This window comes from Sphingobacterium yanglingense (assembly GCF_004363245.1).
GTDB classification, from domain to species: Bacteria; Bacteroidota; Bacteroidia; order Sphingobacteriales; family Sphingobacteriaceae; genus Sphingobacterium; species Sphingobacterium yanglingense.
In genome coordinates, this window is sequence record NZ_SNYV01000014.1 from 439931 (window position 1) to 454182 (window position 14252).

At 41.0% G+C, this 14252-nt stretch carries 12 protein-coding genes; 3 read left to right on the plus strand and 9 right to left on the minus strand.

Translation table 11 applies throughout. From position 1 onward, the window contains the following. Positions 1 to 32: 32 nt before the first annotated feature. From CLV99_RS13090 to CLV99_RS13105, 4 genes are read right to left on the minus strand one after another with little or no spacing between them, the layout of a single operon-like run. Positions 33 to 1037 (minus strand): NAD(P)/FAD-dependent oxidoreductase, encoded by a 1005-nt coding sequence (locus tag CLV99_RS13090; RefSeq protein WP_133584944.1) that lies wholly within the window; start codon positions 1035 to 1037, stop codon positions 33 to 35. 10 nt (positions 1038 to 1047) lie between these two features. Next, entirely contained in the window at positions 1048 to 1314 is a 267-nt protein-coding gene (locus CLV99_RS13095) for a hypothetical protein (protein ID WP_133584945.1), read from the minus strand. Further along, on the minus strand, positions 1314 to 1607 hold the full coding sequence (locus CLV99_RS13100; protein ID WP_133584946.1) for a thioredoxin family protein: 294 nt from the start codon (positions 1605 to 1607) through the stop codon (positions 1314 to 1316). The genes CLV99_RS13095 and CLV99_RS13100 overlap by 1 nt, the downstream gene beginning before the upstream one ends. A gap of 37 nt (positions 1608 to 1644) precedes the next feature. Next, the gene (locus tag CLV99_RS13105; RefSeq protein ID WP_133584947.1) at positions 1645 to 1926 is read right to left on the minus strand and encodes a thioredoxin family protein; all 282 of its coding nucleotides are present in this window, start codon (positions 1924 to 1926) and stop codon (positions 1645 to 1647) included. A 202-nt stretch (positions 1927 to 2128) separates the two neighbouring features. Between CLV99_RS13105 and CLV99_RS13110 the strand changes: the two genes are divergently transcribed. Next, entirely contained in the window at positions 2129 to 2617 is a 489-nt protein-coding gene (locus CLV99_RS13110; protein ID WP_133584948.1) for a DUF2938 domain-containing protein, read from the plus strand. Between the two features lie 140 nt (positions 2618 to 2757). Next, positions 2758 to 5058 carry a WG repeat-containing protein gene (locus CLV99_RS13115; protein WP_133584949.1) on the plus strand — a complete coding sequence of 767 codons (2301 nt, stop codon included), beginning with the start codon at positions 2758 to 2760 and terminating at the stop codon, positions 5056 to 5058. A 33-nt stretch (positions 5059 to 5091) separates the two neighbouring features. Here CLV99_RS13115 and CLV99_RS13120 read toward each other — a convergent pair whose 3' ends face one another. The 5 genes from CLV99_RS13120 to CLV99_RS13140 form a co-directional block, all read right to left on the minus strand. Continuing rightward, complete coding sequence (locus tag CLV99_RS13120; protein ID WP_211348538.1) at positions 5092 to 6492, minus strand: efflux transporter outer membrane subunit; 1401 nt, start codon at positions 6490 to 6492, stop codon at positions 5092 to 5094. A 14-nt stretch (positions 6493 to 6506) separates the two neighbouring features. Further along, the gene (locus CLV99_RS13125) at positions 6507 to 9653 is read right to left on the minus strand and encodes an efflux RND transporter permease subunit (protein WP_133584951.1); all 3147 of its coding nucleotides are present in this window, start codon (positions 9651 to 9653) and stop codon (positions 6507 to 6509) included. A gap of 23 nt (positions 9654 to 9676) precedes the next feature. Continuing rightward, positions 9677 to 10810 carry an efflux RND transporter periplasmic adaptor subunit gene (locus tag CLV99_RS13130; protein ID WP_211348539.1) on the minus strand — a complete coding sequence of 378 codons (1134 nt, stop codon included), beginning with the start codon at positions 10808 to 10810 and terminating at the stop codon, positions 9677 to 9679. Positions 10811 to 10917: 107 nt separating this feature from the next. After that, positions 10918 to 11667 (minus strand): LytR/AlgR family response regulator transcription factor, encoded by a 750-nt coding sequence (locus CLV99_RS13135; RefSeq protein WP_133584952.1) that lies wholly within the window; start codon positions 11665 to 11667, stop codon positions 10918 to 10920. Further along, positions 11664 to 12785 (minus strand): sensor histidine kinase, encoded by a 1122-nt coding sequence (locus tag CLV99_RS13140; RefSeq protein WP_246032765.1) that lies wholly within the window; start codon positions 12783 to 12785, stop codon positions 11664 to 11666. Before CLV99_RS13140 ends, CLV99_RS13135 begins: the two co-directional genes overlap by 4 nt. Before the next feature lie 292 nt (positions 12786 to 13077). Between CLV99_RS13140 and CLV99_RS13145 the strand changes: the two genes are divergently transcribed. Beyond that, positions 13078 to 14250: a Pycsar system effector family protein gene (locus CLV99_RS13145; protein ID WP_133584953.1), complete on the plus strand. Its 1173-nt coding sequence runs from the start codon at positions 13078 to 13080 to the stop codon at positions 14248 to 14250. Positions 14251 to 14252: the final 2 nt, after the last annotated feature.

Below are 14252 nucleotides of genomic sequence, written 5' to 3' on the forward strand. Positions count from 1 at the left end.
GGATCTCCATCCTTAAGAATGGAGATCCCTTATTAAAAATCTGTTATAGCCAAGTCCATGTTTATGGCAGCACCTGCCGTAGAACCTGTTGCGACAGCAACAGGAATAGAGCGAAAGGAAGAATTATCGCCGCAGGCATAGATCCCCTGTAGTGAGGTCTGTTGCTTCGAATCTGTTTTTAGCAGACCATGTGCTGTCAGTTCACAGCCCATATCCACAGGCACTTTGCACTGTTGTTCAAATAAGGGACGATGGTAAAGTACATCCAGACTGATAGTACGTCCATTGTCAAGTAGCACCGACTCTAGCCAGCCTTCTTTATGCTTTAGTTCCTTAACTGTACTTTCTATGAACTCAATACCATTGCGGGATAGTGCTTCTCGTTGTGTTTTTTCCAATTGAGTCACATCTCTGGTAAAAATCTGTAAACTGCCAACATAGTTTTTTACCAGTAGCGCATAGTGAAAAGCTACATTGCCGTCTCCCCATATCCCTATTTTTTTTCCTTTAAATTCATATCCATGGCAATAAGGACAATGGAGTATTGATTTACCCCAGCAAGCATTGTAACCATTTAAGCCAGGCATGATATCTTTTAATCCTGTCGCGAAAAGAATTCTTCTGCTTCTGATTTTTTTACCATTAGCAGTCTCTACTACGATTACATTATCTTTTAGTTCGCTATGAGTCACCTGATCATCAAGCCAAGAAATGCTTGGATATTTTAAAACGTCCTGTTTGGCCATGTGGGCTATGTCCAGAGGTGCTTTGCCGTCCTGGGTTAGGAAGTTGTGCGAGTGTGGAGCAGGCATGTTACAGGGTGTCCCACCATCTATGACCAAAACCTTACGTAGAGAACGGCCTAATGTTAAAGCCGCAGAAAGGCCAGAGTAACTACCTCCCACTATAATTACGTCAAATAAAGGTAAATATTCATCTGTCAGTTTACTGTTGAATGCAAAAAGCGAATTTGACAACGCGATTCCAGATAATGTTGTTCCCGTCTTTTGTAGGAAGCTCCTTCTATTTATAATCATTATGTGAGTGTTATAAGAAGAGGTTCTCTATGCAGGTGATGCCATTTCGTGATCCTATCGTCGAAACTATAGATTCTTCTTCGATACATAGTATCTCATTGCTTTTTATTCGATTGGTGAGATAACGATCAACATCTAGAGTTGCCAGACATCCAGTCCCCACTGAAGGTATTGCTTGGTCATATTCACTATCTTGTATGTCAGCACAGGCAAATACGGATAGTATCCCTTTCTTTGTCGAGACTATAATCACAGATTTCGTTGTATTTACCATCATTATAAAAGGGAATCGATTTGATTTATGATTTCTTTTTCTGAAGCTAGACCAGTATGTCGCCAGCTTATTTTACCATCTTTATCCAATAAAATTATAGTCGGAACGCCACGGATGTTAAATTCCTCCGCAATATCGCTTTGTGTATCGACGTCAATGCGCATAAAGTCTACTTCAGCAGGTTTCTGGCTTTTAATGTTGTCGACTATTGGGTTGAGCACTCTACAGGGGCCGCACCAGGCAGCCGTGAATTGCATAAATCTGGGTTTGTCACTTTTTTGGTCTAAAAAAATCATGATGTATTACGATTAAGTATATATGGGATAAATAAAATTATAGTACCGATAGAAGTACTTCTTCAATTTCACTGGCACGGATCGGACCTGTATAACGCCAGAGCTCCTTATTGTTTTTTAAAACAATTAACGTCGGGATAGAGCGAACATGATATTGTAAGGATAAAGTCGCCTCTTCGTCTACATTGTATTGTAGTACCTCTAGAAACGGATACCCTTTGCTTTTTATGGATTCGATTATAGGCATCATCATTTGACAGGGCTGACACCAGTCTGCATAAAACTGCAGAAGTTTCAAACTGTTGTTTTCTTTTTCCATTTGTTTTTCTCCTTATACTGCACAAAATTAGATAGCTTTCCAGTGCGGGGATAACACATTTACAAGTAAAAATGGTACATATCAAATGTCAGTCTGTTTGTTACATAGGATGCTTTGATTTGTCCTGTTTTCTCTATGTTTTGTGTTGCGATTTCGGTGTGTATCCTAATTAACTTTGTGCTCTTAGATTAAATATGTAGATATGATTACACTAGTTTATGCACTTATATTAGGCGTTGGAGCCACTGTGATAATGGATGTTTTTGCGTTGATCATAAAAAAGATATGGCAGATTCCATCGTTAGATTATGCTCTTTTGGGACGATGGCTTGGTCATATTAGTAGAGGCACATTTAGGCATTCTTCAATTATACAGGCGACGCCTTTTTATAAAGAAAGGCAGATTGGGTGGTTAGCACATTATACGATAGGTATTGCATTTGCTTATTTGTTATTGCTGATATGGGGTGTAGCATGGTTGACCACTCCTACGTTTTGGCCCGCCATGATTATAGGTCTGGGTACTACCTTAGCTCCTTGGTTCATTATGCAGCCTGCATTTGGTTTCGGTGTAGCTGCTTCAAAGACTCCCAATCCTCCTTTAGCCCGGTTTAGAAGTCTGCAGGCTCATTTTATGTATGGACTAGGTCTATATCTGACAGGTTGGATAATGGCCAGCCTATTGTTTTAGAAACTTTCGTCCGTTACGATAGGCAGTCTTATCGTACGCCATTTATATGCTCAGATGTCGTGTGCAAACTATAGATTACCTGTATTCAGGGATACCATAGTTCATCCTAAATCACGATATTTGAGCATATTCGATTTAAGATGAAGTATTTATTAAGCTTGGTTTTGTTTTTCCAGTTTACAATTGGGTACACACAGCACGAGCAGATTGTTGAGTCCATAGACTTGGGAAGCCATCTTTCCCCTCTGGTAAGCATCAAGAAATCTGGTAAGACTTATTATTACCATCCAACGGCTAATCTTTGGATAGATGAAGTCGACGAGCATGCAGCGGATTTGTTTGTCGTAATCAAGGATGGTAAATATGGCTTACTACAGGAAAGTGGTAAGCTTTTGATTCCCATTGCGTACGATACCATAACACTTGAAACCCGTTACGAAGGACAGTGGTATGAGGGAATAGATTATGATTATAAATTTGCTGTTCTGAAACGTAACGGTAAGGTTGCGGTAGCAGATGAACACGGAAATATTATTGTTCCCTTCGATTACGATGACGCCAAAGCAGTGAATAAAACCGTTGTTGCAGTTTCCCGGAATGGCCTTTGGGGATGGGTTTCGGCCACAACAGGAGAATTACTGCAAGAACCAAAATTTGAATACGTAACGAATTTCTACAGTGATGACTTTATCGAAGTCAGAGATGGGGAAAAGGCCGGATTGGCCCGTTCGGATGGACAACTGATTATCCCTGTCCAATACGACGAATATATGCGGATTCTATACTATGGAAAGGACGTTCGTTTTGAAGCAAATATTGCCAATAATTCCTACGTTTTTGATACCACCGGAAGCGTCATTATCTCGGGACACGAGCTTTACCAAGCTATTACTGGATCCAATTTTTTGGTTTTTAAAGAGAAGGATCATCTCGGGATTATAGACCCATTCTCCAAGAAAGTGATTGTTCAGCCCTCATTGGACTATATTGGCAGTTTCAATCGTGACCTTGCTATCGCTAAAAGAAAAGATAAATATGGGGTAGTAACTATTCATGGTGATATCCTTCTAGATTTTGAATACGATGAAATCAGTTTTTTAACTGCTGCGGGGAGATATGCCAGCGAATTTGTTCCTACGGTGTCTTTGGCCGCTAACGGATTAGAAGGGGTGAGAGACGAAAATATGAAGGCTCGAATGCGGTATGATGCAGAGATGAACGAAAAGCCCTATGTAATAGCAGCAACAAAAAAAGGACTAAAAGGAGTTTTTAGTTGGGAGGGAAAACCTATTCTGCCTATAGGAAAATATGATGGTATAGATCGACGCTATTGCAATGGGAAAAGCTTCTATCACGTAGAAAGTAAAGGTAAAATGGGAATCACCGATGACAAAGGAAAAGAAATCTTGCCAGCGATCTATTCTTTGGATGGTTCTTACCAATTTTCTAAAAGAGCAATCGAACATGAATATCCGCTGCTAGATCGCTATATCTCCTTTTCGAATGGAAAGAAGGAGGGTGGTTATCGTGAGGAGATTGGATTATTTGACTTAAAGCTGGAGAAAATAGTCATTCCAATAGCAGAACAAAATATCGATATAGTCAGCAGCAACCGCATACTTATCCGTAAGAGTCTTGAAAACTATGAATCTGCATTTTATTCTTATGATATAAAGCAAGATAGGATGGATACACTGCCTGATAATATCGAACAGTGCCATCTGTTGTCGGATCGTTTTTGGCTGTTAGAGATGAAAAATAAACAGTACAGACTCATAGATTTTGATAACAAACTGATTTATGAAAATCCAGATTGGAATACCAATCCATCTTATTATTTACTTCGGTTTCCTGAGTATGACAAAAAGAACTATGGTGAGTTTTTTTACGGTCTGAAGAAAATATACGGTAAAGAAGGTAATCTGTTTATCAACGATAAAGGAGAAGAAAAGCGCTTTGAAGGAGTAGATCAGGTGGATGCTTTCTACGAAGGAATCGCTTTAGCCGCAAAATTAGGACAAGTGAAGGGAGAAGAAAGAAAAAAACATAAGTATGGAATGATTGATACGGAAGGACGTGTAGTACTACCATTCGAGTTCGATAATGTGTACGCTGCCAGTTCCGATGGACGTGTTTTACATGTTCAGAAAGGCGAATATCATGGTTTGGTGAGACGGGATGGTACTATACTGCTGGAGCCTATTTTTGATGATATAAGTTTTAGCTCTAGTTATCCTACGGTCATGATTGTAAAAGACGGAAAATCGGGGATGGCCGATACCAATGGAAAGATAATAATCACAGCTGATTACGATGTAATCCGAAGAAACTATCAGGCGAAGGACAAAACTTGGCCTGTCATGGTAAAGCAGGGGGGATGGTATTATCTGATAGACGAAAATGGGCATAAAGCCCCGATTAAGGCTAAAGAAAAAGAATAAACAAAGGCGGCTATTTTAAGGCCGCCTTTGTTTTTAATCCGTTCCTCCTCCTAAGGAACGGTATAAATCGATAATGCTATTTAATTTTTCCTGTTCGAGGTTATTACGCTCCAGATCATTTTGGAGTTTCGCATTCTGTGCGCTGATGACTTCGAGGTAGGTCGCCATACCACTTTTGTAAAGTAATAAGGCATCGTTTGTCGCTTTATCCAAGGCAGCACCTCTTTCCAGTGCAAGTGTTAATCGGTCTGAGCTGCCCTTATAGTTTGCTAGACCGTCAGATACTTCAGCGACTGCTAATAGCGTCACTTTTTGGAATTGTATAGCTGCCTTTTCTTGTTCTATCACAGCTGTTTCGTAGGCCGTTTTCAATTCCTTTTTTTGGAATAGAGGCTGTGTGAGATTCGCAGCTATATTTTTTGTAATTGACCCTGGTAAATCGAACCAGTTTTTAAATAAGAAGGAGTTCAACCCTGCTTGGGCCGAAAGACTTAATGAAGGATACATTGCTGTTTTTGCAAGGCCTGTCTTTGCGTTGAGTGCAATCACATCATATTCTGCTGCTTTTAGATCCGGACGTCGGCTCAATAAACGTGCGGGTACACCAGTATTGAAAAATACCTGCGGAGTAAGCGCTCCTAATTGCGTCGTGCGCTGGACAGAATCCGGGTACATACCACATAGAATCAATAATGCATTTTCTTGAATGCGAATAGACTGTAATGATAAGGGGACGATTAGTTCTGCAGTCTTCTTCTGCGCTTCAGATTGCTCTATAGCGAGCGAATTCACTTGCCCTGATTGATATTGAAGACGGGTGATACGCAGCAGATTCTCGCTTAGTGTTACATTTTCCTGTGCGATTTTCAGTTGTTCGTCCAATGCAACCAAGCGATAATAAGCCTGGGCGACCTGAGCGATAATGCGGGTCCGTAGCGCAGTGTAATTTTCCTTTTGACCGAAGTATGCAGCTCTCGCCTGTTCTTTATACAGTTGAGACTTGCCCCAGATGTCGGCCTCCCAAGAGACGTTTACCGTCGCACTATAGTCATCCATGTATTTACTATTGGTGTATTGGCTACTCATAGCACCATTGAGACTGTTATTAGAAGACCATCCTCGGCTAGCCCCTAAATTCAATGAAGCTGTAGGGAGCATCGATAGTTTGGCTTGTTTTAGAAGCAAGTCAAGTTGGTCGATGCTTTTGAGCGCAATCTGTAAATCATGATTGTTGTCTAAAGCTTTATCAATTAATGTAATCAGTAAAGGGTCCTGGAAAAATGCTTTCCAGGGCAACTGTATACTATCAGCTGTCAGCGTGAGTTCCGTACGATAGTTGTCTGGTAGATCCAGTTCTGGTCGTTTATATTTCTGAGTTACAGAGCAGGAACTCACAAACATAATGGTTGCAATTGCGCTATATAATATTTTCATCGTGTTCCTTTGTATTATGATTTAATATTTAACTCGTGTTGTATTTTCTTCGCAGATACCTTTTCCTGTAGATATTGGAACAGGGCATACAGAATAGGAATAATAAATACACCCAATAGTACACCGCTCAACATTCCTAAAGCTGCACTGATACTGATCGAAATATTACCAGTTGCCATACCTCCAGATGAAGCCATTAACGGAATCATACCTGCTATAAAGGCCAATGAGGTCATGACGATAGGGCGTAAACGCGATTGTGCGCCAGCGATAGCAGCCTCTATAATCGACAAGCCCGATTTTCTACGCTGTACAGCATATTCCACAATCAGGATCGCATTTTTGGCCAGAAGCCCAACAAGCATAATCAGACTCACCTGGACAAAGATGTTATTGTCCAAACCTATCGCCCGTATCCCTAAGAATGCACCAATGACACCCGTAGGTATGGATAGAATCACGGCAAGCGGCAATAGGTAACTTTCGTATTGTGCCGAAAGAATCAGGTAAACAAAGAATATACATAAACTGAGTATGATAATAGTCTGATTACCGGCTGATTTCTCTTCAAGACTAAGTCCCGTCCACTCATAACTATAATCCGATGGTAAGCTATTTAGAACAGGCTCTATACGGCTCATCAGTTCACCGTTACTGACCCCAGGTTGTGGCGACACATTGATGGTCAGAGCGTTGTATAGATTGTATCTATTTACTGCTTCAGGTCCATATACCTTGTTGAGCGTTATTAAGGTGTTGACAGGTACCATCTCACCTTTAAGGCTTCGGACGAATATGTTATTGAAGGCGTCCTGGTCCATACGAAATACACCATCGGATTTAACACTGACTCTATAGAACTTTCCGAAACGCGTAAAGTCTGCAGACTGATCTCCCGAAAAATAGGCCTGTATGGTGTTCAATAGTCCTGCAACACTCACATGCATTTGTTTGGCCTTATCTTCATCTATTTCCAGCTCGAGTTGGGGATAGTCTGTGCGGAACATCGTGTATGCGTAAGCCACACCGGGAGTCGCCATCAACTGACCTATCAGCTCATCTGCTTTGTCTTTTAAAACCTGAGGATCACGGCCTACACGGTCTTGTAATGCAATTTCGGCATCGTTCGTGATACCATAGCCTTCTACAGGTGGCATTCTAAAAGTAAGGATACCACCTTCCTTCACCTGCATCAATTGTTGCGATATGGATTCCGTGATCACATTAATGTCTTTAACTGCACCACGTTCTTTTTGAGGCTTGAGCTTGATAAATCCCATACCGTATCCCGACCCTGCACTACCACTCAGTAGGTTGAATCCGGTGATGGAGGTGTTCTCCTGTATCGCTTCATTGCCTTTCAGCATGTTGTTGATTTTCTCGGCTACCTCTGTTGTTTTAGTTAAGCCGGTACCAGGAGGCATGGTCAGAGAGTACATCAGCAGACCATCGTCTTCCATCGGTACAAAACTCTTTGGAGTACTCATCAAAAGGTACCCTGCTAGTCCGATAGTGCCTAGGATTATCCCGGTAGCTAGTGCTTTTTTACGGAACAAGAGTTTTATTCCTGCGATATATTTTCCGGTCAGGTTTTCAAATCCAGCGTTAAAAGCTGTTGTAAAGCGTTTTACAAAGCCCTTTTTCTCATGACCATGCCCCTCTCCATGATTGTTTTTTAGAAACAGTGCGCATAAGGCAGGAGTAAGGGTCAGGGCATTGACCGCCGATATAATAATCGCGATTGCCAAAGTATACGCAAATTGCTTATAGAATAACCCTGCTGATCCAGACATAAAGCCGATCGGTACGAATACGGCAGACATGACCAAAGTGATGGAGATAACAGCGCCAGTAATTTCACCCATAGCTCCATAAGTCGCATCTCTTGGACTAAGGTTGGTACCTTCCATCTTACCATGCACGGCCTCTACGACCACAATAGCGTCATCGACCACGATTCCGATGGCCAGCACTAGCGCGAATAGCGTCAATACGTTGATGGTAAAACCAAAAACTAAAAGGAAGAAGAAGGTACCTATGATCGCGACAGGAACTGCAATAGCCGGAATGATGGTCGAACGCAAGTCCTGTAAGAATAGGAACACAATGATAAATACCAATATAAAGGCTTCAATCAATGTTGCTTTTACCTGCCCTGTGGCCTCATCGAGCCGTTCTTTTGAACTGATTACCTTAGAGTACTTGACTCCCGGAGGAAATGATTTAGACAGCTTTTCTACTTCTTTATTGATGCCGATTTCAATCTCATTGGCATTAGAGCCTGTGGCCTGCATAATAGCGACAGATACCGCGTTTTTTCCATTGGTAGTGTTGTCTCCACTATAGGATATGGAACCGAATTCAACCCGGGCCACGTCGCTAAGGCGTACCAGGTTTGATTCTTCATTTTTGACAATAATGTCTTCGTATTGCTCTGGCAGGTTTTTCTTGCCTTTGTAACGGATTACATATTCCAATGCAGCATCCGATTCTACCCCGAGTTTACCTGGAGCAGCTTCCAGACTCTGATCCGCAATAGCGGCAGAGATGTCTGCTGGTTCAAGGGCATGTGCGGCCATCTTCTGTGGATCTAGCCAGATACGCATAGAATAATCTTTCATACCATACACTTCTGCCTTTCCCACACCTTTTACCCGCTTTATCTGCGGCAGAAGGTTGATGTTAGCATAGTTTTGTAAGAAGGTCTCATCATAGCGTGAATTGTCTTCCGTGTACAGATTAAATAGCAATACCATACTGTTTTGCTGCTTCGATGTAGTGAGCCCCATGCGGACTACCTCCTGAGGTAGGATAGGTGTCGCCTGTTGTACACGGTTCTGCACGTTGACTGCCGCCTGATCCGGATTTACCCCTTGTTTAAACACGATGGTTATAGAAAATGAACCATCGTTACTAGCGGTAGATCGCATGTATTCCATATCCTCTACACCATTTATTTGTTCCTCTAAAGGAGTGACAACAGAACGTATTACCGTCTCACTATTACCGCCCGGAAATGAACCCCACACAGATACTGTCGGCGGAGCGATATCCGGAAATCGGGTGATAGCCAATCGGCTAAGACCTAGGATTCCTAAAATCACAATGATTACAGAGATTACCGTCGCGAGTACCGGACGGTCTATAAATTTCTTTAGCATGATATACTTGTATTAGCTTGTGCTTATTGCATCGATAACGTGGTGTCTTTGGCTACTACTTTTAAGCCATCCTGTAACATATCGATTCTGTTGATTGCTATTTTGTCTCCTTGCTGTATGCCGGATTTGACGAAATAGAGGTCTTTTGTGCCCCCTTCGATTTCGATAGGGACCATGTTGACCGTACTGCTATCAGATAGTTTGAATACAAAATACTTGTCCTGAATATCCTTGACGCTCAATTTGGGCAATTGTACAATAGCATTGATGGTACGATTGAGCATCACCTTGGCTGCACCTCCTGAACGTAATAGTTTGTCCGGATTACTAAACACAGCCTTCATTGTAATACTTCCAGTAGCCTTATCAATGTTTCCACTTGCACTTTCTAAAGTCCCTAACTGATCATATGTTGAACCGTCGGCCAGAATTAATGTGACCTGCTTGCCATTTTGCGATAGCATACCTGACTTTTGATAACCAAGGTAGTCTGCTTCGCTTAGTGAAAAATACACTTGTACGGAGCTGATATCCGACAGGGAGGTAAGAGCAATCGGATCTGCCGGAGATACGAGCGCTCCTTTACGGTTAGGGATACGGCCGATATAGCCACTCACCGGAGCTTTTACTACCGTAAAATCCACATTGATTTTTGAAGAACCTAAATTAGCTTTTGCCTGCTCTACCTGTGCACTGGCAGACTCGTACGTTGCGATAGCAGTTTTAAGCTGTATCTCAGTGACGACCTTGCCATCTACTAATGGTTTAAGCTTTTCAATTTCCAGACGAGCTGTTTCCTGTGCTGCTATTGCTGCTTTGAGTGCAGCCTGTCCATTCTTGACCTGCTCTGTATACACCTCAGGACTGATGCGAAAGAGTGTCTGTCCTTTCTGAACAAAATCTCCCTCTTGGACGAGGACTTCGGATAGATAACCTGTAACCTGTGGTTTGATTTCGATATTTACGATCCCCTCAATGGCTCCTGGATACTCCTTATGGGTATTTACATCCTCGACTTCAAGACGGATGAAATCCGTTTCTACAGCCTGCATTGCTTCATCATTGTGCTCTGATGCTGATTGTCCACAAGAGGTCATGAAAAGGGCGATTGCCGATGTGTAAATTAAAGCGATTTTTACGTGATTCATTGTCATCATAGATTCTACGTTCTTTGTATTTTAAGGATGCAAATAAACGTAGACCTTTGATGTAATAAGGTTATTGTTTTACTGAAACGTAGAAAATGGGGACTGAAATGTGGCGGTTAATAACCCAGCCACGTTTTGATTTGAGGTGCCTTCTCTCGGCTAATAATGATTTCAGTATTTTCATCTCCTTTCAAAACAATCTTCAGTTTCGAATTAAAATAGTTGAAGATACGTGCTATCGAGTTGATATGTACAATGTATTGTCGGTTTGCCCGAAAGAATAGTTTAGGGTCCAGCTGTTTCTCCAGTTCGTCCAAAGTCTGAGGAAGAATGATTTCGTTATTATCTACTAGGCGGGCTCTAGTAATCCGGGATTCGGAAGAGAAGTATTGGACGTCATCCGCCAGAATAGTTTTAAACTCATCTCTATAAGGAATCAGGAACCGACTTCGGTATTCCTTAGGTTGAAAAGCGGAAAGTAGCTTTTCGAAAGACTGTCGGTCCGAAGTGGCCGTTAGGTAATCTAATTTTTCAAAAGCTGCTACGAGCTCGTCCCGATCTACTGGCTTTAACAAATAGTCTACACTGTATTGCTTAAAGGCCTTTATGGCATATTCATCATATGCGGTCACAAAGATAATAGGGACATCTATTTTGATCTGATTGAAAATTTCAAAACTCAAGCCATCTGAAAGTTTTATATCCATCATTATGACATCTGGAAACGGGTTATTGGATAGCCATGCTACACTATCAACGATGCTTTCCAATACTTCAAGAACGATAGCTTGTGGTCTGATTTCATGAATCAACCGCTTTAACCTTTCTGCATTAGGTGTTTCGTCTTCAATGATTAAGATATTCATACAGTTTGTTTTAGTAATGGTACAGTGACGCTGAATGTTTGGTCATCAGATTTTATGTGCGGTGGTGTAGCGTTTAGTAGCTTGTAACGACGGACGATATTAGAGATGCCTATTCCTGATGAAAGTGTGACAGTCTCGATAGGCCGTCGACTATTCTCAACAACGATACATTCTTGGTCATTGGAATATATCCGGATAATGAGTGGATCTTTACGAAGTGTTTTATTATGCTTCAACGCATTTTCTACCAACATCTGCAGTGTCATAGGTGGGATACAGAGCTGATTATAGGTTTTATCGATATCTGTTTCAAATTTAACACCTTCTCCTATGCGCTGTTCCAGTAAAAATATATAAGAGTTGAGAAATTTGATTTCCTCCTCAAGCTGAACCAGATTCTTTTTGGAATGAACGAGTAGATAACGATATAGCTTGGTGAAATTTTCCGCGTATTCGTGTCCTAGCTGTTGATCCGTTAATATAAGTTCCGATAACACACTGAGATTGTTGAACACAAAATGAGGATCCAATTGAAGTTTTAAGGATTGCAATTCGGCTTCTACGGCCAGCTGATTTTGCTCTACTGCATTAAGCGCCGCATTTTTCCAACTTGTGATAAGATAGTCGCCCGTATTGATGGCCATTATGGCAAAAGAAATTATTAAGCTTACCACAAACCAACGGATAGATTCTACCGTGTCTTGTATAGTAGGTTGGCTTTCCTTGATGTTTGGGTCGTCAAAGAAAGCGATAAAAAATAGTATCTGTAGATAAAGCAGCAGTAGTACGGCAACAAGAGTTATACCTGATTCGATAAGTAGCCGTTTGAGTGGATTGTCTTTCCAGGAAACGTAGTTGTTTAGTTTCCTGCCAATCACGATACTGGCTTCGGATACAGCAAAACAAAACAAAAAGGAAATTACACAATCCATTAAGAGGTAGTCCCATCCATGTTGGAAATAGTTTTGCCAAAAGTAAGACAAGGGATCAACGATATAGGAAACAATATTGTACAAGAGGAATGCAGATGTAGCAATGACTATGCGCTTGCCCATGTCAGTGAAAAAAGCATCCTTTTGAGAGCCTGTTCGATTGATTACTTTAAATTTATTCTTCAATATCTTCCTAGTTATTGGCCTATAGCTACAAAAATCCGAAAAAACCTTTACAAAGCCATCTTGATATATACAAAAGTAAAACTCAAGGCAGGTATTTACCGGTAATTGTCAAAGCTAAGTAAATGTTGCATGCTATCTTCCGCTAATTGGTGTGAGAAGAAGATAATGTCTACTGAACCGTATATAATAGCTCATGAAACATGATCTTAAACGGTGTACTATTTTTTTGTTTGGACTTTTTGTGCTTATTTTATACTTGTATTGTAAATTTAGGCTTTAGCTACGGATACTTATGGAATATGAATACATTATTGAGCAGATTCCTTCTTTTCTTAAGAAGAATATACAGCAATCAACAGAAGATATAGCCTACTGTTTTCACAATGAGACGCATGTATCGGATGTCGTTGCTGCGGTACGCGAAATGGCCGATCATTATATGTTATCTTCCAAAGATAGGTTTATTGTTATTACAGCTGCGTATTTTCACGATGTAGGTTATTTCCCTGGTGGTGCACAGGACCATGAGGTACGTAGTGCCGAGCTTGCTGATCAGTTTCTCCTTGGCTTTGCTGTTGATGAAGAAGTGCGGCAGCAGATCCGAGGTTGTATATTAGCGACCAAGATGCCCCAAAGACCAGAAGGTTTATTACAAGAGATTGTTTGCGATGCAGATTTGTTTCATTTGGGAGGTATAAATTTCTCTGAACGTAATAAGTTAATGCGTAGAGAAGTAGAGTTGGTCAAAGGGCAGCCGATAGACAAAGCATTATGGCGTTTACAGACCATAAAGCTTATGGAAAACCATCACTATCACACGCAATATGCACGAGGACAGCGAGAGAAGCTAAAACAACAAAATTTGAAATCATTAATGGATAAGAATAGTGGGAACGTGGTAGAGAAACAAAATACAGTAAAACTAAAAGAGAAAAAGTCCCGTCCCGAACGTGGTATCGAAACGATGTTTCGGATTACATCATCCAATAACCAACGGCTTAGCGATATGGCAGACAATAAAGCTAATATCCTGTTGACGGTCAATTCTATTATTCTTTCTGTTGTAGCTGCTGGATTATTACGGAAGTTAGATAGTAACGAACATCTCATTATACCGACGTTCACCCTAATGACAGCCGTAGTGATTACGATGGTGCTGGCTATTCTAGCGACTATACCAAAGATTCCAAGTGGTTTTTTCAAAGAAGAGGAAGTCCAGAATAAGACGGTCAATTTGTTGTTTTTTGGTAACTTTTTTAAAATGCCTTTCGATGCTTATAAGGCCGGAATGGAAGAGGTTATGGAAGATAGCGGTTTTTTATACGGTATGATGACGAAGGATGTCTATTCTCAAGGGGTTGTATTGGGGCGCAAGTACAGATTGTTGCGTTATGCCTATGGTATATTTATGTTTGGTTTAGTTTTATCAGTGATTGCTTTCTTCATAGCAATAATAACTTATTAGGG